The 19,240-nt window shown below is 72.5% G+C and carries 18 protein-coding genes and 3 pseudogenes; 11 read left to right on the forward strand and 10 right to left on the reverse strand.

The features are described 5' to 3' along the window. The first annotated feature begins 88 nt into the window (after nucleotides 1-88). The 3 genes and pseudogenes from ACH47Z_RS06275 to ACH47Z_RS06285 all read left to right on the forward strand — a co-directional run. Nucleotides 89-2,926 (forward strand): SpoIIE family protein phosphatase, encoded by a 2,838-nt coding sequence (locus tag ACH47Z_RS06275; RefSeq protein WP_399071074.1) that lies wholly within the window; start codon nucleotides 89-91, stop codon nucleotides 2,924-2,926. A 168-nt stretch (nucleotides 2,927-3,094) separates the two neighbouring features. Beyond that, nucleotides 3,095-4,276 carry an NAD(P)/FAD-dependent oxidoreductase gene (locus tag ACH47Z_RS06280; protein WP_399071076.1) on the forward strand — a complete coding sequence of 394 codons (1,182 nt, stop codon included), beginning with the start codon at nucleotides 3,095-3,097 and terminating at the stop codon, nucleotides 4,274-4,276. Nucleotides 4,277-4,446: 170 nt separating this feature from the next. Further along, nucleotides 4,447-4,566, forward strand: a pseudogene (locus ACH47Z_RS06285) (L-serine ammonia-lyase, iron-sulfur-dependent, subunit alpha); the annotation flags it as partial. A gap of 54 nt (nucleotides 4,567-4,620) precedes the next feature. Here ACH47Z_RS06285 and ACH47Z_RS06290 read toward each other — a convergent pair. From ACH47Z_RS06290 to ACH47Z_RS06305, 4 genes are all read right to left on the reverse strand, one after another. Further along, a complete protein-coding gene (locus ACH47Z_RS06290; protein ID WP_399071078.1) occupies nucleotides 4,621-6,210 on the reverse strand; it encodes an MFS transporter in 1,590 nt (529 codons plus the stop codon). 15 nt (nucleotides 6,211-6,225) lie between these two features. Continuing rightward, entirely contained in the window at nucleotides 6,226-7,638 is a 1,413-nt protein-coding gene (locus ACH47Z_RS06295; protein WP_399071080.1) for an alpha/beta hydrolase, read from the reverse strand. A 166-nt stretch (nucleotides 7,639-7,804) separates the two neighbouring features. Continuing rightward, nucleotides 7,805-8,632, reverse strand: coding sequence for a PaaX family transcriptional regulator C-terminal domain-containing protein (locus ACH47Z_RS06300; protein ID WP_399071386.1), 828 nt, complete (start codon nucleotides 8,630-8,632; stop codon nucleotides 7,805-7,807). Nucleotides 8,633-8,693: 61 nt separating this feature from the next. After that, nucleotides 8,694-9,791 (reverse strand): DUF5937 family protein, encoded by a 1,098-nt coding sequence (locus ACH47Z_RS06305; RefSeq protein WP_399071081.1) that lies wholly within the window; start codon nucleotides 9,789-9,791, stop codon nucleotides 8,694-8,696. A gap of 99 nt (nucleotides 9,792-9,890) precedes the next feature. Between ACH47Z_RS06305 and ACH47Z_RS06310 the strand changes: the two genes are divergently transcribed. The 6 genes from ACH47Z_RS06310 to ACH47Z_RS06335 all read left to right on the forward strand — a co-directional run bounded on the left by ACH47Z_RS06310 (nucleotide 9,891) and on the right by ACH47Z_RS06335 (nucleotide 13,908). Next, nucleotides 9,891-10,361 (forward strand): aminoacyl-tRNA deacylase, encoded by a 471-nt coding sequence (locus tag ACH47Z_RS06310; RefSeq protein ID WP_399071083.1) that lies wholly within the window; start codon nucleotides 9,891-9,893, stop codon nucleotides 10,359-10,361. Between the two features lie 8 nt (nucleotides 10,362-10,369). Further along, nucleotides 10,370-11,005: a LysE family translocator gene (locus ACH47Z_RS06315; protein ID WP_399071085.1), complete on the forward strand. Its 636-nt coding sequence runs from the start codon at nucleotides 10,370-10,372 to the stop codon at nucleotides 11,003-11,005. Between the two features lie 374 nt (nucleotides 11,006-11,379). Then, nucleotides 11,380-11,571, forward strand: coding sequence for a hypothetical protein (locus ACH47Z_RS06320; RefSeq protein ID WP_399071086.1), 192 nt, complete (start codon nucleotides 11,380-11,382; stop codon nucleotides 11,569-11,571). A gap of 163 nt (nucleotides 11,572-11,734) precedes the next feature. Beyond that, entirely contained in the window at nucleotides 11,735-12,268 is a 534-nt protein-coding gene (locus ACH47Z_RS06325) for a hypothetical protein (RefSeq protein ID WP_399071088.1), read from the forward strand. An 85-nt stretch (nucleotides 12,269-12,353) separates the two neighbouring features. After that, complete coding sequence (locus ACH47Z_RS06330) at nucleotides 12,354-12,776, forward strand: YciI family protein (RefSeq protein ID WP_399071090.1); 423 nt, start codon at nucleotides 12,354-12,356, stop codon at nucleotides 12,774-12,776. Then, nucleotides 12,769-13,908 (forward strand): RNA polymerase sigma factor, encoded by a 1,140-nt coding sequence (locus tag ACH47Z_RS06335; protein WP_399071092.1) that lies wholly within the window; start codon nucleotides 12,769-12,771, stop codon nucleotides 13,906-13,908. Before ACH47Z_RS06330 ends, ACH47Z_RS06335 begins: the two co-directional genes overlap by 8 nt. A gap of 82 nt (nucleotides 13,909-13,990) precedes the next feature. Here ACH47Z_RS06335 and ACH47Z_RS06340 read toward each other — a convergent pair. The 3 genes and pseudogenes from ACH47Z_RS06340 to ACH47Z_RS06350 form a co-directional block, all read right to left on the reverse strand. Continuing rightward, nucleotides 13,991-14,151, reverse strand: a pseudogene (locus ACH47Z_RS06340) (ATP-dependent endonuclease); the annotation flags it as partial. Nucleotides 14,152-14,270: 119 nt separating this feature from the next. Further along, on the reverse strand, nucleotides 14,271-14,801 hold the full coding sequence (locus tag ACH47Z_RS06345) for a hypothetical protein (RefSeq protein WP_399071094.1): 531 nt from the start codon (nucleotides 14,799-14,801) through the stop codon (nucleotides 14,271-14,273). 208 nt (nucleotides 14,802-15,009) lie between these two features. Then, a complete protein-coding gene (locus tag ACH47Z_RS06350) occupies nucleotides 15,010-15,630 on the reverse strand; it encodes a TetR/AcrR family transcriptional regulator (RefSeq protein ID WP_399071095.1) in 621 nt (206 codons plus the stop codon). A 46-nt stretch (nucleotides 15,631-15,676) separates the two neighbouring features. Between ACH47Z_RS06350 and ACH47Z_RS06355 the strand changes: the two genes are divergently transcribed. Next, on the forward strand, nucleotides 15,677-16,123 hold the full coding sequence (locus ACH47Z_RS06355) for an SRPBCC family protein (protein WP_399071097.1): 447 nt from the start codon (nucleotides 15,677-15,679) through the stop codon (nucleotides 16,121-16,123). Between the two features lie 124 nt (nucleotides 16,124-16,247). After that, nucleotides 16,248-16,754: an SgcJ/EcaC family oxidoreductase gene (locus tag ACH47Z_RS06360; RefSeq protein WP_399071099.1), complete on the forward strand. Its 507-nt coding sequence runs from the start codon at nucleotides 16,248-16,250 to the stop codon at nucleotides 16,752-16,754. Here the strand turns inward: ACH47Z_RS06360 and ACH47Z_RS06365 are convergent. From ACH47Z_RS06365 to ACH47Z_RS06375, 3 genes and pseudogenes are all read right to left on the reverse strand, one after another. Next, the gene (locus ACH47Z_RS06365) at nucleotides 16,720-17,403 is read right to left on the reverse strand and encodes a sensor histidine kinase (protein WP_399071101.1); all 684 of its coding nucleotides are present in this window, start codon (nucleotides 17,401-17,403) and stop codon (nucleotides 16,720-16,722) included. The two genes, ACH47Z_RS06360 and ACH47Z_RS06365, sit on opposite strands and share 35 nt — an antisense overlap. 388 nt (nucleotides 17,404-17,791) lie before the next feature. Further along, nucleotides 17,792-18,115 (reverse strand): annotated as a pseudogene (locus ACH47Z_RS06370) (response regulator); the annotation flags it as partial. 47 nt (nucleotides 18,116-18,162) lie between these two features. Next, nucleotides 18,163-19,155, reverse strand: a complete 993-nt coding sequence (locus tag ACH47Z_RS06375) for a cation diffusion facilitator family transporter (protein WP_399071104.1) — start codon at nucleotides 19,153-19,155, stop codon at nucleotides 18,163-18,165. Between the last annotated feature and the right edge of the window lie 85 nt (nucleotides 19,156-19,240).

Here is a 19,240-nt window from a genome sequence, read left to right on the forward strand (position 1 = left end):
GCCCCTCCGGCAGGTGGACGGGCCCGTCGCCCGTACGGCCGTACGTACGCCCCGACACGTCCCGCCCGGGGCCACCCATACTGGAGACATGGCCATGCATCGGCGTGCGGCCCGGTCGCCGGGCGCGGCGCGGTCGGCCAGGCCCGCGGGGTGGTCCGGGCTCCAGGGCCGGCCGCGAGCCCCGCAGCGGCCACGGGCCCGTCTGCCCTCCGTCCTGAGCGTGCGCAGCGTCGCCGGACAGTTCCTCGTCCTGCAGGTGGGGGTCGTCCTGCTGCTCGTGGTCGCCGCGGTGGTGGCCCTGGTGCTCCAGGGCCGCAGCACGAGCCTTCAGGAAGCCAGGCAGCGCTCGCTCGTCGGCGCCGAGATGTTCGCGAACGCTCCGGGGACGCTGAGCGCCATGAAATCGGCCGACCCCAGCGCCCTGCTCCAGCCGCGCGCGGAGGAGGCCCGGAAACAGGCCAAGGTCAACTACGTCATCGCGTTCAGCCCGTCCGGCATCCGCTGGACCCACCCCGACCCGCGCCTCATCGGCAAACGCGTCGTCGGCTCCTACGCGGACGCGCTGGCCGGCAAGGTGCACCAGGCCACGTACAACACACCCGGCGTCGGCCGTGCCGTGGACACGATGGTCCCCGTCACCGACACCGACGGAAAGGTCGTCGGAGTGGTGTCGGTCGGCATCACGGTCAAGACCGTGAACATGCGGGTGATGGAACAGCTGCCACTCCTGTTCGGTTCCGCCGCCGTCGGGCTCGCGCTGGTCACGGGCGGGTCGGCCCTGGTGAGCCGGCGACTGCGGCGGCAGACGCACGGCCTGGAACCGGCCGAGATGACGCGGATGTACGAGCACCACCACGCGGTCCTGCACTCGGTCCGGGAAGGTGTGCTCGTCATCGGCGGCGAGGGACGGCTGCTGCTGGCCAACGACGAGGCCGCCCGCCTGCTGGAGCTGCCCGAGGACGCGACGGGCCGGCGCGTCACCGACCTGGGCCTGTCCCAGCCGGCCGCCGCGCTGCTGGCCTCGGGCCGGGCCGTCAGTGACGAGGTGGTCCGGGCCGGCGAGCGGCTGCTCGCGGTCAACGTGCGCCCGACCGCCCCGCACGGCGGGCCGCGCAGCTCCGTGGCGACCCTGCGGGACACCACGGAACTGCGGGCGCTCGCGGGCCGTGCCCGGATCGCGGGGGAGCGCCTGCAACTGCTCTACGACGCCGGGGTGCGGATCGGCACCACCCTCGATGTGTCCGGCACGGCCGAGGAACTGGCCCGGATCGCCGTGCCCCGGTTCGCGGACTACGCCACCGTCCAGCTGCGCGACGCGGTACGACGCGGCGAGGAACCGGACGGGACCAGCCTGACCATGCACCGTGCCGCCGTGCGCGGCATCCGGGACGACCATCCGCTGTACCCGGTGGACGAGACCATCACCTGGCTGCCGACGATGCCGCAGGCGCAGGGGCTGCGCGGTGGCCACGCCGTGCTGGAGCCCGATCTGCGCGCGGCGCGCGGCTGGCGGGCGCAGGATCCCGAACGGGCGCGCCGCGTCCTGGACTTCGGGATGCACTCCCTGATCACCGTGCCGCTGCTGGCCCGTGACATGGCGCTGGGTGTGGTCGACTTCTGGCGCTCGGAGCAGGACCCCTTCACCGAGGAGGATCTCGCCGTCGCCGAGGAACTGGCGGCCCGCGCGGCGGTCGCCATCGACAACGCCCGCCGCTTCACCCGCGAGCACACCATGGCGGTCACCCTCCAGCGCAGCCTCCTGCCCCGCGCCCTGCCCGAGCAGTCGGCCCTGGAGGTCGCCCACCGCTATCTGCCCGCCCAGGCCGGGGTGAGCGGGGACTGGTTCGACGTGATCCCCCTGCCCGGGGCCCGGGTCGCCCTCGTCGTCGGCGGCGTCGTCGGCCACGGACTGCACGCCGCCGCGACCATGGGCCGGCTGCGCACGGTGGTCCACAATTTCTGCGCCCTCGACCTGTCCCCCGACGAGCTGCTGAGCCACCTGGACGAACTGGTCGCGCAGATGGACGAGAGCGAGAACAGCGAGCGCGTGGACGGCGGGGGTGCCCAGGGCGAGGGAGCGGGCATCACCGGTGCCAGCTGCCTGTTCGCGGTCTACGACCCCGTCTCCGGCCGGTGCACCATGGCCCGGGCCGGCCATCTGGGACCCGCCCTCGTCAGCCCCGACGGCACGGTCACCTTCCCCGACGTCCCCGTCTCGCCGCCGCTGGGCCTCGGTGCCGGTCTGCCCGTCGAGACCGTCGAGCTGGAACTGGCCGAGGGTTCCCTGCTCGCCCTCTACACCGACGGACTCGTCGAAGGCCGCGACCGCGCCCTCGACACCGGGCTCGAACTCCTTCGGGGAGCCCTGGCACAGCCCGACCGGACCCCGGAACAGGCCTGCCGGGCGGTGCTCGACGCCCTGCTGCCCGATGGTCCCCTGGACGACATCGCCCTCCTGGTGGCCCGCACCCGGCTCACCGACCCGGACCGGGTCGCCGACTGGGACGTACCCGCCGACCCCGCCGCCATCGCCCCTCTCCGCGCCGCCTGCGCCCGTCGGCTGGCCGCCTGGGACCTGGACGAGATCTCCTTCACGACCGAACTCATCCTCAGCGAACTGGTCACCAACGCCATCCGCTACGGCGGTGAGCCCATCAGCCTTCGCCTGCTGCTCAACGGAGACAGTCTGATCTGCGAAGTCGCCGACGGCAGCAGCACCTCACCGCATCTGCGCCGCGCCGCCACCACCGACGAGGGCGGCCGGGGACTGTTCCTGGTCGCCCAGTTCGCCCGGCGCTGGGGCGTCCGGTACACCGCTCGCGGCAAGGTCATCTGGAGCGAACAGTCCCTGGAGGGCCCCGAGGCCGGGCCCGAGAGAGCCATGGGGGACATGCTGCTGGAGCTGGGGGACGTACCCCCGCTCTGATCACCCCATTGTTGCGCATGGCGAGAGTTGGTGCGTCATGGTGAACAAATGCCTGCCACTCCCTTGACAGCCCCTCGGCGCAGTGGAAAGCATGTTGCATATAGCGAATCGAGTTGTGTTATTCGAGACAGCGTATTCGTGGCAGCGTTCTGCACCCGGAGGACCGGCATGAGGAGCATCACCGTCGTCGGAGCGTCACTGGCCGGCCTGAGCACGGTGCGCGCGCTGCGCGCGGAGGGCTACGACGGCGAGATCGTCGTGGTCGGGGAGGAGCGCCACGCCCCCTACGACCGCCCGCCGTTGTCCAAGGAGTTCCTCAAGGGCGACCTCGAGGCCGACGCGCTCGCGCTCGGTGACGCGGACGAGTACGAGGAGCTGGGGGCGCGGTGGCTGCTCGGCGAGCGTGCGGTCCGGCTGGACCCCGCCTCCCGCTCCGTGACACTGGCCGGAGGGCAGGAGGTGCGCACCGACGGGGTCGTCATCGCGACCGGCGCCAGTCCCCGTACGCTCCCCGGCACGGACGGCCTGGCCGGCGTCCACACCCTGCGCACCCTGGACGACGCCCGGGCCCTGCGCGCCGGTCTGCGGGGCGGCCTGCCCCGGGTCGTCGTCATCGGCGCCGGCTTCATCGGCGCCGAAGTCGCGTCCACCGCCCACCGGCTCGGCCTCCACGTCACCGTCGTCGAGGCGCTCGACGTCCCGCTGGAGCGCCAACTGGGCCGCGAGATGGGGCTGGTGTGCTCCTCGCTGCACAGCGATCACGGGGTCAGTCTGCTGTGCGGCACCGGCGTGGCGGGATTCACCGGCAACGGCCGGGTCACCGGCGTGCGGCTGGCGGACGGGCGGTTGCTGCCCGCCGACATCGTCGTGACCGGGGTGGGCGTGCGCCCGGCCACCGGCTGGCTCGCCGGCTCCGGCGTCGAGGTGGACGACGGCGTGGTGTGCGACGCCGGCTGCGGGACCAGTGTCCCGGGCGTGGTCGCCGTCGGCGACGTCGCCCGCTGCCCCCACCCGTTCACCGGACGGCACGCCCGCATCGAGCACTGGAGCAACGCCACCGAGCAGGCGACGACCGCCGCCCGCACGCTGCTGTCCGGGGTGCCGGCCGCCGCCCCGCTCACAGCGCCGTACTTCTGGTCCGACCAGTACCAGGTGCGCATCCAGCTCGCCGGACACGTCGCCCCCGGCGCCGAGGCCGAGGTCGTCGACGGCGACCTCGACAGCCGCTCCTTCACGGCCGTCTACCGGCGTGAGGGCTCCGCCGTCGCCGTGCTCTCCCTCAACCAGCCGAAGCTGTTCAACCGGCTCCGCCGCACCCTCGTCCCGGCCACCGCGGCCGTGACCTCATGAGCCTCGTGCTGTCCGCACACCGTCGGCCGGCCACGGGATCCCAGGGCCGTACTCCTCGGTCTGGAGGGCAACGAGCCGCATCCGGCTGCTCGGCTTCGACGTGCCGACCCAACTCGTCCTGTACCGCAGGCGATCACTGCCGTACCACGCCAACGGGATGACCGTCTTCCGGCCTGACCTGCGCCCCGGTCGCCGGCCTGGTCCAGATCCCCTGCATCGAGCGCAACGGCATGGCCGCGGTCAAGGCGGTGACCGCGGCCCGGATGACCCTGCGCGGCGACGGCCGCCACCGGCGCGTGAAGTGAGCCGGTACGTCACGCGCCCCGGAGCGTTCCGCCCCGCTCTCATCCCATGCTGAGCGCCGTCCGCTCCGTACCGTCCTCCGCTCGCGACGCGCCCTCCTCGGCCGTACGCCCGCGCAGCGCCGTCACCACCAGCAGCGCGGAGAACAGCGCGGCCGAGCCGCACACCACGAAGCCGATCGCGTAACCGTGGCCGAGGGCGTCGAGGGCGTACGCGCGGGCCGCGCCCGGCGGAGAGGCGGCGGGGACGGAGTTCAGGGCGAGCGGGCCGCCCTCCTTCAGCACCGCGCCTGCCGCCGCCTTCGACTGTGCGGTCAGCGACGGCGAGGTGGCCAGCGAGGAGGTCACCCGGGACGCGGCCTGGCTCAGCGCGACCGCGCCGATGACGGCGGGGCCGAGGGTGAAGCCGAAGTCGCGCAGCAGGTTGGTCGCCGCGCTCGCCATGCCCGCGAGCGGCAGTGGCACCGTGTTGACGGCGGTCGCGGTGATCGACGACACCGTGAAGGCGAAGCCGATGCCGACCAGCCCGAGCGGCAGGATCAACGAGGTCAGGTTCCGGTCGCCGACGTCGAGTCCGGCGGCCAGGAGGTCACCCGCGGCGATCAGCGCCAGCCCGGCGGTGAGCGGCACCCGTGCGGGCAGCCGGTGCAGCAGCCGGGAGGTCAGCGGGGTGAGGACCGGGGTGATGCCGTTGAGCAGCAGGAACGCGAAGGCGGCGCGCATCGGGCTCTGGTGCTGGATGGGGCCGAGCCGGATGCTCGTCGCGTAGGCCGTGCCGAGGAAGCTGAACATGCCCACGACCGCGACGACCGACGCGATCGCGAAGGAACGGTTGCGGAACAGGTCCAGGCGCAGCAGAGGGGAGCGGGCCCGGCGCTCGGCGGCCACGAACAGGCCCACGAACAGCGCGGCGATCACGAACGCCACGACCACCGGAGCCGATCCCCAGCCGTCCGTCGGCCCCTGGATCACGGCGTACAGCAGGGCGAACAGACCGACACCGATGGTGATCTGCCCGCCGAGGTCAAGCGAACGGCCTTCGGGAGAACGGGAGTTGGCGGCCAGCCACAGGCTCACCAGGGCGCTGAGCGCGGCCAGCACGGCGACCACCACGAACGCCGAGCGCCAGGAGCCATAGGTGCCGGTGATGCCGCCGAGCAGTGGGGCGAGGAAGCCGCCCGCGGACAGGCTGGAGGCCCATACGGCGATGGCGCGGGCGCGCTCGGCGGCGGTGTGCGTGCCGGCCGCGATCATGGCGAGCGAGGTGGGGAAGAGCGCGGCGGCGCCGAGACCGGCCAGCGCCTGCCCCACCCACAGCTGATGGATTCCGGAGGCGCTCGCGGCGACGACCTCGCCCGCGCACAGCAGCGCGGCGCCGCCGACGAGGAGCCGCTTGCGGCCGAAGAGGTCGCCCAGCACGCCGAAGGTGAGTTCGAGGACGGCCACGGGCAGCAGGAACGCGTCGGAGATCCAGGTGAGTTGGGAGCCGACCGGGTGGAGGTGTTCCTGGAACAGGCCGTTGAGGGTGGCCGGTATGGCGAGGCCGATCTGGGCGAGGCAGACGGCGAGACAGCCGGCGACGAGCGTACCGAGGGGGAGGGACGTGCGCGGCGCGGTGGAGGTGTCGGACATGAGCGGGTCCCGGGGTCAGTGGTGGGTGGACTGCGTGGGCCGGTCGCGGCCGACCGTCAGGGGTGCGGGGCGGAAGGGGACGTACGCCGCCCCGTCCAGGCCGAGCGCGGTGGCGGACCTCTGGAGCGCGGCGGGGGTGGCGGCGTCGTCCCAGTGGCCGGTGGTGACGCGGTGTTCGAGCGCGTGCACGGCGGCCACGGTCTCGGCGGTCGTGAAGGTGCAGTGGCCCTGCCGCTCGACGTAGGCCTGCCGCAGCAGCGCGCCGGCCCCGGCCGCGCGCACCCGGTCGCCGAACCGCCGTTCCTGTTCGACCGGGACCAGGTTGTCGGCGACCGTGTGCACGTCCAGCAGCGGTACGCCGAGGCTCTGACCGGCGGAGGAGGTGCGCTGCGCGGTCGCCACGGCGGCCGGGTCGGCGGTGATCGAGGCGGCCCGGGTCAGGGATGTCAGATCGGCGCGCAGGTCGAGTCCGGCCGCCTGGTACAGGGCGCGGACCTGCGGGGCGTGCACGGAACCGGCGAGCAGGCGGCCGTAGTCGACGCCCCGGTTCCAGGAGTTGTTGCCGCCGACGGACTGTTCGACGGCGTACCGGCCGCCCTCGACGAACGACAGGATGCCCTGCGCGAACCACGCGTACTGCTGCTGCTCCTGGCCTGCCCAGTCCGTCGGTGCCGGCTGGTCCTGTCCCGGCGCCCAGGCGGGCAGGCTGAGGAAGGCCGCGGCCAGCGCGATCCGGGCGCGGCCCTGCGGGGTGGCCTGGGCGGCGGTGACGGCGTCGGTGAGCCGCTTGGCGGTGGCGGCCGCGGCGTCCGCCGAGCCGAAGCGGACCAGGCCGACGTCCTGCCCCGGCAGAAGCAGCCGGGTGATGGTGTACTCGGCGTCGAGCTGGTAGTTGTCCAGGTCGGTGCCGCCCGCGACCAGGCCGCACAGCCCGAGCGCGCCGTCGACGCGGCCGGCGCCGTCACGCGCGATCTGCGCGTTGACGAGCCCGCCCATGGACTGGCCGACGGCCAGGGTGCGCCGCGGCGCACCGATCTTGGCGCCGACGGCGTCGAGCGTGGCGAACTGGTCCCGTTCGGCGCTGTTCAGAGCCCACATCGAGCCATGGGGGTCGTACGACGACCCGGCCATCGCATAGCCCTCGGCGAGCAACTCGGTGCGTACGGCGTCGGAGGGCGCGTCTTTCGCGACGGTCGGGCCGAACCCGTGGCTGAACAGCAGCAGGGTGCCGTTCCAGCGGGCGGGGACGTCCGCGATCCAGGTGGCGCCGTCGGTGAGAGTGCCGGTCAGCCGGGTGGCGGCCGACGAGTCCGCCTGGGCGGCCGACGCGGGGGAGAGGGCGAGGGCGGTGGACGCGAGGGTGGCCAGGGCGGCGAGGGCGGTGCGCAGACGGGTGCGGGACGTGCGGGGGCGGGGGCTGGCAGGCATGGAGGCGGCTCCTTGTGGGCGGCTGCGGAGCGGAGACCCGGGCAGATGCTCAGTGCACTGAACGAAGGTGTGGAGGAATGTAGGGCTGTTTTCTTGCGGCGGTCAAGAGAGTGCACAACATCGCTTCGGGCGACAGTGCGCGCAGGTGTGTCACGTGCGCACGGCGCTACGCCGTCGGAATCGTCTCGATCAGTCGGCGTGCCGCGTCCCGGGCGGGTGCCTCCAGCAGGGCGTGGACCGCGCGGAACGTCTGCTCCGCCGCGGCCGCGGGCCAGTCCTCCGGAAGGTGTCGTACGGGCAACCGGGGGTCGCCGCGGATGACTTGGAGCCACTCGGCGGTCAGCCGGAGGCGCAGCGCGAGGGCGTCCTCGGCGGCCAGGTCCGCGCTGCCCGACGTGTACGGTCGCCAGGTCGCGACGAAGTCCCGGTAACGGGAGGCCAGTTCACGCACGTCCCAGGTGTCGTCGATCATCTCGGCGATGTCCATGCCGGTGTCCGCGTGGGCGCGGAAGACCTTCACATGCGTGGCCAGGCCCAGTTCGGCGACGATCCCGGAGACGTCGACCTCGCCCGGCGCGATCCACAGCCCGCTGAACAGCGCACCGAAACCCGCCCAGGTCAACTGCGAGCGCAGATCGTGCCGTTGGCGCTGCCACGACTCCGGGAGCGAGAACCCGAGCAGCGTCCAGGTGCCGTCCCAGTCCCGGTTGACCGCGCCCGTCTTCCAGATCCGCCGCTCCCCGTCGCGCAGGATCGCCTCGGAGCGGTCGGTGAGTCCGACATAGGTCCGCCGGCCCGCACGCCGCCGGCTCAGCAGCCCGCGCGCGACCATCCGGGTGAGCGTGGACCGGGTGGCCTGCTCCCCGACACCGGCGCGCCGGAACACCTCGATGACACTCCCCGTGTACACGCACACACCACGCCCCAGCACCTCGTCACCGAGGAAGCTGAGGAGGAGGGACTGGGGGCGGGGGACGGGACTCGTCACGCGGATACAGTACGAGGCCCGCCTGCCGCTGACACACACACGATCGCCGGCCGTCCCGGGCGCCGCGTCAGTCGCGGGGCGTGGCGAGGCCGGTCAGGGCCGCCGCGATCCGGGTGAGGCGGGCCGGGTCGAGGGAGTAGAGGACGTAGTAGCCCTCGCGCCGGGTGGTGGTCAGGCCCGCCTGGGTCAGTTGCTGGAGGTGGCGGGAGACCACGGACTGGGACAGGCCGAGGAGGGTGGCGAGTTCCTGGGTGCTGCGGCTCTGCGCGGCGAGGCAGGAGACGATCTGCAGGCGTGGGGCGGCGGCCAGGGCCCGTAGCGCGGTGAGTGTCTCCGCTTGGCTGGCGGGGCGGGCGGCCGAGGCCGGCGCGAGGGGCGGGGCGGGATAGGTGATCCGCAAGGGCCAGGGGGCGTCGCAGGTGACGCGCACGTGGGGCCAGACGTAATGACTCGGGGTGAAGGTCACCGGGCGGGCGCGGGTGACCGCGATGTCGTGGTGGTGCGGACGGTCCAGCCGGAGCGTCCGCCGTCCCGGGTCGACACGGATCTGCGGTACCAGGGTGCGGAGCATGGGGAGGACCCCCTGGTGGGCGATCTGCTGTCCGGCATGGGCGATCGCCTGGTGCAGGGTGGGTTCGACGCGCTCCCACTCGGCCGCGAAGGCGGCACTCCAGTAGTCCCCCAGTGCCGTGAGCACGCCCTCGAGGACCGGGAGGGGGTCGGTGAGGACGTCGCTCAGGCGTGCCGCCCGGGCGGAGTCGGTCTGCCGGAGCTCGGCGAGTGCGGCGTCACGGGTGACGGCGTCCTCGATGAGGTCGGGCCCCCGGTAGCGGGTGGTGTCGACAAGGGTCTCGGAGAGCTCGGCGGCCAACTGCGCGGGCGGCAGGGCGCGTACGGCCGCGAGCTGCTCGGTGAAGTCCGCGTCGTGATCGTCCGCCAGGCTTTCGAACAGGGCCGGGATGTGGTCGGCCACCACGAAGCTGTGCTCGCGCAGCAGCCTGCGCAGTGCGGCGGGCAGGCGCCGGCAGCGCCGCACCCAGGGCACGTGCAGGGCATGGTGCCCGGGAGCGGTGAGCACATGCCAGGAATGGACCGCTTCGAGCAGCGGGGAGAGGGAGAAGGCGAGGTCCTCCTCGGCCGTCTCACTGAAGCGCACCGTGATCACGATTGCATGATTCCACAATCAGTTGATCGGATCCGGCCGCGTCGTTCAGGCTCACCAGAGCAGCACACGCCCCTTCCCTCAGTCGAAGGCCAGTCACGCATGAGCATCCGTGAGGAATCCTGGCAGGCCCTGCTCGCCGCGGACGGCAGCGCGTACACCGTCCACGAGCACACCGCCGCCCACAGCGTCGCCGAACGCAAGGCACTGCCCTTCGCCTGGTCACAGGCCGTCAAGACGCTCGCCTTCACCACCCCGCGGCTTCCGCTCCTGCTCGTGGCCCTGCGCGCGGACGACCGGGTCGACTTCGCCCGTCTCGCGGCGGCCGCCGGCACCAGCCGCGCGCAGGTGCGTACGGCCGACACCGGCCTGCTCACCGCGGAGGGACTGGTTCCCGGAGGCATCCCGCCGATCAGCCCCCGGCCCGGCGTGCCGTGCCTGATCGACACGGCGGTCGTCTCATCCGGACAACCGGTCTTCTGCGGCGCCGGATCCGCCGACCGCACCCTTGAGGTGCGGCCCGAGGTCCTCGCCCGGCTTCCCCGCGCCCACGTGACCTTGCTGCACAAGTAGTCCGGCCCATGGTGTCCACGTCGAGCCTTCTGGCGTTCGCGGCGATGTGTTTCGTGGTGATCGCGATCCCGGGACCGAGCGTCCTGTTCGTCATCGGCCGCGCCCTCGCCGACGGCCGCCGCACCGCGCTCGCCACCGTGCTGGGCAACCTCCTCGGCAGCTACGCTCTCGTCGTCATCGTTGCCCTGGGCCTGGGCCCCCTGATCCAGGGCTCGGCCCACGCGCTCACCGCCGTGCAACTGGCCGGAGCCGCCTATCTCGTCCACCTCGGCATACAGGCGATTCGGCACCGCGACCGACTGCGCGTGGACATGTCGGTCCCGGCGAGCCGGAAACGGGGCGATCTGCGCACCGTCCTGGACGGTCTCCTCGTCGGCGTCACCAACCCCAAGGGACTGGTCTTCTTCGCGGCGGTCCTGCCGCAGTTCGTGAACCACGACGCCGGCAGCGTCCCGGTCCAGATGATGATGCTCGGCCTGGTCCCGGCCACCGTCGGACTGTTCTGTGACACCCTGTGGGGCTTGGGCGCCTCGGCCGCCCGCTCCTGGCTCGCCGGTTCGGACCGCCGTCTGTCGGCGATCGGCGGCGCGGGTGGCGCCGCGCTGATCGGCCTGGGCGTCGTCATCGCCGCCACATCCCACTGATGTCGGCGAAGGGCGCCGGCGATGGACCCCGACAGCCGTCCGGAGATGATCGCTCGGGCCGCAGGCATCGGGGAGGGCACCGTCTTCCGCGTCTTCGCGGACAAGGAGGAGCTCCGGGACGCGCGCGTGGCGGAGGCGCTCGGCCCGGCCCGCGCCCTGGACGAACTCGCCCTGGTCTCCCTGGACCAGCCACTCGCCGCCCGGCTGACCGAGGCCGCCTCGGCGTTGCAGCTCACCTGGACCGGGCCGGTGCGGTGGTCGGTGCGCTGCACGCGACGGGCGGGCGGGGGCGAAGTGGCCGTCCCGGCAGCGGCGGGGCCCCGCCTGATCGTGCGGCCGGCTTCCCGCCCGTACGCGAGGCGCGGGCCGAACTCTTGGAACCCGAGCGGGAGTTGCTGCGGTTGTCGCCCGAGCAGGCGGCGTTGGTGTTCATGGACCTGCTGTTCGTCGGAGCCGGCGGACCGCCGACCGGAGGCAAGCCGGCGGACCCGGCGCTGCCGATGGAGGTGCGCGACCTCGTCGACGTCTTCCTGCACGGCGTCCTGAACCAGCCGGCCGAGAACTGAGAGACGGAGCACGCCTGTCCATCACGCTCGACCACACCATGGTTCCGGCCGTCGACAACGACGCGGCGGGTGCCCTACGGCAACGACCCCTCTACGAGGTCATGTCCCCCAGGCAGGGGTACGGTCGGCCCATGACGCACGTCATGCGAGCGCCGGTGGCCCCGTGAGTGGGTGGTGGACGTACCTGGAGGACCAGACCCGCCACGAGGTCGACACGCACGTGCTGGACGACCGTCCCTTTCTGGCGGTGAAGGCCGTGTGGGAAGCACTGCGCCCGCTGGGGCTGGGGTTGAACGAGGCGCAACAACTGGTCAGCGAGCGCTACGAGGCCCTCGGCGACCGGGTGAGACGCAGGGAACCCGATCCGCTCGACGTGCCCTCACTGGCAGCCCGTGCCACCGCCCACCCGGGCCGGGTGGCCGCGGTCGAGGCGCTCTGGGACGGCGACACCGTCCACGACTGGTTCGTGCTCCTGGTCGCGGTCCTGGACGACCCGTCGGGCGAAGCCCGCCTCGCGACCGTCTGTCGCCGCCCGGGCGGACCTCTCCCCGGCACCGCGGCCGACGAGGCCGGCCGGGCCCTGGCCGACCACCTGGGCGTACCCTTCCACTTCACCTCCCCGGACGCCCCTGACGACGAAGCCCCACGGTGGCGTACGGTCCAGGGGCTGTCCGAAGGACCGCGAAAAAATTTCTGACGGCGATGTCGAGAACCCGTGACCGGCTCCGTCCCCGTGGTGAAAGCGACCACAATGGGTCGCACCAGCACCGAGGAGTATCACGATGGCCAAGTACCTGCTGCTCAAGCACTACCGCGGCGCCCCGGCTCCGATCAACGACGTGCCGATGGACCAGTGGACGCCGGAGGAGATCTCGGCCCACATCCAGTACATGAACGACTTCGCGGCCCGGCTGGAGAAGACCGGCGAGTTCGTCGACGGTCAGGCGCTCGCTCCCGAGGGCGCGTGGGTCCGGTACGACGGCGAGGGGCGCCCGCCGGTGACCGACGGCCCGTTCGCCGAGACCAAGGACCTCATCGCCGGCTGGATGGTGATCGACGTCGACAGCTACGAGCGCGCCATCGAGCTGGCCGGGGAACTCTCGGCCGCCCCCGGGGCGGGCGGGAAGCCGATCCACGAGTGGCTCGAGGTGCGCCCGTTCCTGGCCGCGCCGCCCACCATCACGGAGTGCCTCGCCCATGGATGAGGCGCTGCTGCGCAGTCTCACCCCGGGCGTGCTCGCCGTCCTCGTCCGCCGCGGAGCCGACTTCGCGGCGGCCGAGGACGCCGTGCAGGACGCGCTGGTGGAGGCGGTCCGCGTGTGGCCCGCCGACCCGCCGCGGGACGCCAAGGGCTGGCTGGTCACCGTGGCCTGGCGCAAGTTCCTCGACGTGACCCGCTCGGACGCCGCCCGCCGCCGGCGCGAGGACCGCCTCGACGAGGAACCGGCGCCCGGGCCCACGCCCGCGATGGACGACACGCTGCAGCTCTACTTCCTGTGCGCCCACCCGTCGCTGACGCCGGCGTCCGCCGTCGCACTCACGCTGCGCGCCGTCGGCGGGCTCACCACCCGGCAGATCGCCCAGGCCTACCTGGTGCCCGAGGCGACCATGGCGCAGCGCATCAGCCGGGCCAAGCGCACCGTCTCCGGTGTGCGCTTCGACCAGCCCGGCGACGTCGCCACCGTGCTGCGCGTCCTCTACCTGGTCTTCAACGAGGGCTACTCCGGTGACGTCGACCTCGCCGCCGAGGCCATCCGGCTCACCCGGCAGCTCGCGGTGGCGATCGACCACCCCGAGGTGGCGGGGCTGCTCGCCCTCATGCTGCTCCATTACGCCCGGCGCGCCGCCCGCACCGCGCCCGACGGCAGCCTGGTCCCGCTCGCCGAGCAGGACCGAAGCCGGTGGGACACGAAGCTGATCGCGGAGGGGGTGGAGATCCTGCAGGCGGCTCTCGCCCGCGACCGGCTGGGCGAGTTCCAGGCCCAGGCCGCCATCGCCGCCCTCCACGCCGACGCGCCCCGTGCCGAGGAGACCGACTGGGTGCAGATCGTCGAGTGGTACGACGAGCTCGTACGCCTGACCGACAGCCCGGTCGTCCGGCTCAACCGCGCGGTCGCCGTCGGCGAGGCCGACGGACCGCGCGCCGGCCTGGCGGCGCTCGCGGAACTGGACGCCTCGCTGCCCCGCCACGCCGCGGTGGCCGCGTACCTCCACGAGCGCGACGGCGACCTGGCGACGGCGGCACGGCTGTACGCCGAGGCGGCCCACAAGGCCCCCAACCTCGCCGAACGCGACCACCTGACACGCCAGGCCGCCCGCCTCAACTCCCGCCGGTGACGCCGGCATGCCGGCGAGCAGGGCCTCGATCGGGGTCGGGATGCGGTCGGGGTCGAGGGCCTCGACGAGGACGCGGCCGTAGACCGAGGAGACGGGTGAAGCGGCCGACGCTCATCGCGCCGCCGATCGGCAGGACGCAGACCCCTTCAGCCGCCAGGTTCCGCCGCGGCGCGCGGCCGGCGCACCGACCGTCGCAAACGCGGGGGCGCCGGGGCCACCGGCCGCCCACGCGATCACGGCCATGAGACGAGTCTCCGCCCCCATCCGGCCACCACGCCAGGGAATGTGCGCCGGCACGGCGCGGGGAAAGGGGCCGGTCGCCCCCGAGGGAGGTCACCGGCCCCTGTGGTGTGGGCGTGGGCTCAGCTGAGGCCGAGGCTCGACAGCGCCGTCGTCCAGTCGGTCTCGACCGCGTTCTGGGCGTCCGAGAGGCTGACGGTGCCCGCGCAGACGGCCTTCTTGAGCTTGTTCTCGACCGTGTCCTTGTCGGAGGAGGTGTAGCCGCCCGTGTCGTAGCGGGGCTCGGGCCAGAGGTTCTGCTCGCTCGTCGGGTTGCCGCCGAGCTCGAGGGGGACGAAGTGGTCCTCTTCGTAGTCGGAGGTGCTGGTGTCGGTGTAGCCGTACTCCACTATTTGCTTCTTCTTCAGCGCGGTGGTGTACGAACTGGAGGGCCGCACCGTCGCGGTCCAGCCGGAGACGCAGATCGTGGAGTCGATGGTGTCCTGCGTGACGTCCGGGTTGAGGTCGCCGGGCTGGCAGCTGGGGTCGGGGAGGGGGAGGTAGGACTGGCTGCACGACTGCGCGTGCGCGGTTCCGGTGGTCACCGCGAGCCCCGCCGCGGCAAGGGCGAGGGTGGACAGCGTGGTCACCAGGGGGCGCGCTATTCGGGACATGTGGGGGTCTCCCGGTTGGTTGCCCGGCACGGTTCCGGGCGGACATGAGCATGACAGCAGCACGCTCATCTATGCGGGTAGACCCTTTGCCCCCTTGGGCGGTCCTTTGGTTGAAGATTTGGCTACAGCTGGGTGCGCCGAGAGGAAGTCGTGGCCGGAACTTGGTTGTTGACGAGAGAGCGGAGCCGATGCCTATGGGCGAACCGCGTCACTCCGGGCCGTAGTAGAGCCGGAGGAACTCCTCCATCGCCGCGTCGACGCCGGCGCGGTCACCGGTGGCGAGCAGGTCGAGCAACAGGCCCCGGACGGTGGCGAGTCCCAGCCTGGCGCGGTTCCGGGCCGTGACGGGATCCACCCCCGCGGCCGTCTCGGCGGCGACGAGCGGCTCCAGCCAGTCCGTCACGAGTCCTTCGAGGACCGGCACGGCCTCGGGGCGGCCCCGCAGCGCGTGTCCGCAGATCTCGAAGAACAGCCGCTCCTGGCCGGCCAGTTGGGGGTCCGTCAGCTGCTGCCACAGGCGTCGTGCGACATCGGCGGGCGAGAGGCCGGGCTCGGTGCGGAGCTGGGAGAGTAGCTCGCGCTGGCGCCGCTCCGAGGTCCGGACGATCTCGACGAGCAGCTGTTCCTTCGAGCCGAAGTAGTGGATCAGCATGCGGTGACTGACGCCGATCGCCGCGCCCAGACGACGCAGACTCAGATCCGTGATGCCGTACGACGCGACGTGGTCGACGGCGGCGGCGACGATCCGGGCGCGCCGGGCCCCGTCCGTGCCGCGCGCGGCTGTGCCCTCGGGGCGAGCGTCATCCGTCTGCGCCGCGTCATTCACCACGTCACGAGTGTACCAATCGGTACGTGCCACATGTACCGTGTGGTACATGAAGGCTGTCACCGTGTCGATCGACGTACCGCAGACGCCCGAACAGGTCTACGACTTCCTCGATGTCATGGCCCACCACCAGCGATTCACCGACCACTACCTCAGCAACTGGCGCTACGGCGGCCCCGATCGCGGCATCGGATCGTCCGCCACGGTCACCGCCGCGCTGGGCGGGACGAAGACCGACGTCACCATCGAGGTCGTCGAGGCCGACGCGCCGCGGCGCCTCGTCGAGCGCAACGTCAGCGCGGGCGGCCGGCGCCTGGCCCACGGCACCTACACCGTCGAACCGCTGCGAACCGGCGGGAGCCGTGTGTCGTTCACGTACGCCTGGGTGCGCGCCCCGCTCGCCGACCGTCTGCTGGCACCCGTCGTCCGCTCCGTGATGCGGCGCGCCAACCGCACGGTCATGAGCCGCCTGGCCACCGAGCTGGCCCGCACCTGAGGCATGGCGAGCGCCGATTTGTGCGGTTGCTGGGGCTGCGCTGTACGTCCGTTGCACGGGCCCTGACCGGCGCGAAGCGAGTCTGGAATCACTTCGACAGGCCGCTTGCGCAAGGGAGTTCAGCGTGAACCGTACGACCCGTACCCGTGCCACCGTCATCACCGCCACCGCCACCGCCACCGCCACCGCCACCGTGACCGCCGGAGTGGGGGTGGCCGGGGCGAAGGACGAGCCGCAGCCCAGGGCGACCAAGGCGCAGATCGCCTCCCTCTTCGACCGGTGGAACGCCGCCCTGCGCACCGGTGACGCCGAGAAGGTCGCCGACCTGTACGCCAAGGACGCCGTGCTGCTGCCGACCGTCTCCAACAGGATCCGCACCGACCACGCCGGAATCGTCGACTACTTCGAGCACTTCCTGCAGAACAAGCCGGTCGGGAAGAAGATCGAGACGATCGTGAACGTGCTGAACCGCAACTCCGCGCTCGACACCGACCTTTACCAGTTCACGCTCACCGACCCGAAGACCGGTGCGAAGAAGGTCGTGAAGGCTCGGTACACCTACGAGTACGAGAAGCGCGACGGTGCGTGGCTCATCGTCAACCACCACTCCTCGCTGCTGCCCGAAGGCTGATCGACACGCACAGTCCGCCACTCGGAGCGTCCCGCAGGGCCACCGTTCCGCCGTCGTCCGTCACCAGCTGGCGTACGACGGACAGGCCCAGCCCCGAGCCCGAGCGGCCGGTCAGGCCGTGGCCGCGCCAGAAGCGGTCGAAGGCCCGGGACTTCTCCTGGTCCGTCATGCCCGGTCCTTCGTCCAGCACCGACAGCACCACCTCGTCGGCGCCGGGCTCGACCCGGACGGTGATCGTGCCACCGTCCGGGGAGACCTCCAGGGCGTTGGAGAGCACGTTGTCCAGCACCTGGTCCAGATGGCCGGGGCCGGCCAGCACGGTCGGCCCGCCGTCCGGCCCGCCGTCGAACGCGATGCGCACACCGCGTTCGTCGGCGGCCGGCCGCCACACCGAGAGGCGTTCGCGGACGATGTCGCCGAGCGGGAGCGGTTCCGCCGCCGTCACCTTGGCCTCGGCGCGGGCCAGCACGAGCAGGCCGTTGACCAGGCGGCTCATCCGGACCACCTCGGTCGTCGCCTGCTCCACGTCCTCCCGTACGAACGCGTCGTCCACCCCGTCCGCGATGTTGTCCAGCGACAGGCGCAACGCCGTGAGCGGGGTGCGCAGTTGGTGGGAGGCGTCCGCGACGAAGATGCGCTGGGACGCCACCAGCGTCTCCAGGCGTTCCGCGCCCTGGTTCAGCGTGCGGGCCAGGGTCTGGGTCTCCTGGGGCCCGGTGACCGGGGAGCGTGCCGTCGGTCGCCGTCGCGAACCGGCTCGCCATGTCGTTGAGCTGGCGCAGCGGGCGGGTGAGACGGCGGGCCACCGCCACGCCGATCAGCGCGGCCACGACCAGGACTGCCACCGCGAGGGCCGCGCGGAAACCCCAGATCGTCCGCAGACGGTGGGTGAGACGGTCGGTGGAGTACACGATCCGGACCGCGCCGACGACCTGACCGCCGTGCCGCGCCGGGACGGTCACGACCAGATGGCGGCCCCAGATGACGTCCGAGCCCCAGTCGGTGGTCAGGGCGCCGGCGCGCAGGGCCCTGGTGAGGGCCGCGTCCTGGGCCGTACGGGGCCGGGCCCGGCGCATCACCGCCCTTGTCCGGGCGATGACCTCGCGGACACCGAAGGGCTTGGAGACATAGTCGTCGGCGCCCAGCTCCAGGCCGACCACCCGGTCCGTCTCGTCGCTGCGCGCGCTGATCACGATGATCGGCACCTCGCCGCGGGCCCGCAGTTCCCGGCACACGTCCAGACCGTCCGTGTCCGGCAGACCGAGATCGAGGAGTACGACGTCGTGGGCGCCCTACCGTTGCAGTCCGCGGCGAAGGGATTCGGCCACCGGCTCATCGTCTTCCACCAGAAGTACGCGCACGCCCCGCACTGTGATGCGGGGCACGCTCCGCGTGGCGCGCCGTCCCGTCAAGGGCTCCGGCTCGTGCCGTCGTGACCGAGGCGGCCGGAGAAGCGGGGTGCGTTCTCCTCGGGGCCGGGTGCCTCGGTGATGTCCAGGAACACATGCTTGGCCGACGGCCACTTGGCGGTGATCCGCCGCTTGAGCCGTACACAGACCAGCTCGACCTCCTCGCTGTCGAGCCCCGGCACCAGATCGACGCGGGCGGCGACCAGGACCGAGTCCAGTCCCAGTCGCATCGTCAGCAGTGCCGCCACCTTGTCGATCTCGGACTGGGACGCGAGGAAGTCACCGATGTGGTCGCGCAGTTCCGTGTCGACCGCCTCACCGATCAGCCGGTCCCGCGCCTCCCGGACCAGCCGACAGGCCACGCACACCAGCAGGATGCCGATTCCCATGGACGCGCCGGCCTCCCAGGCCACCTGCCCGGTCGCCAGGTGCAGCGCGATGCCGACCGCCGCGAGGAGGACACCGATCACGGCTGTCGCGTCCTCCCCGATCACCGTGCGCAGCGCCGGGTCGGTCGCGCCCTCCCCCTGCCGGCGTGCCTGGTGCAGGGCGCGGATCAGGGAGACACCGTCGGCCAGCAGTGCGACTCCGAGCACCGCCAGCCCCACCAGGTAGCCCTTCAGCGACTCCTGATGGCCGGTGCGCAGGGCCTGAACTCCCTGGTACACCGAGAAGCAGCCGCCCATGACGAAGATGCCCACCGCGGCCAGCAGCGCCCAGAAGTAGCGCTCGTTGCCGTAGCCGAACGGATGACGGTCGTCGGGCGGCCGCTTGCTGCGGTGTACGGCGATGAGCAGGAACACCTCGTTCAGGCTGTCCGCGACCGAGTGCGCCGCCTCCGAGAGCAGCGCGGGGGACCCTGTGAAGAGCCCGGCGACCGCTTTGGCCGCGGCGATCAGGAGGTTGGCGCCGAGGGCGACGAAGACGGTGATCCGGGTACGTACGTCCCGGGCCGTGGTGTCCCGTTCGTGCTGCCCGTCCGTATGGGTCACCGGCACAGCCCTCCAGCCCAGCGGGCATCCCGGGCTCGCCGCTGCGGCAAGGATCCGGCAGCCGCCTCTTTCCGGCGACTGCCCC

Origin of the sequence: Streptomyces sp. NPDC020192, assembly GCF_044388685.1 — a bacterium.
GTDB lineage: Bacteria > Actinomycetota > Actinomycetes > Streptomycetales > Streptomycetaceae > Streptomyces.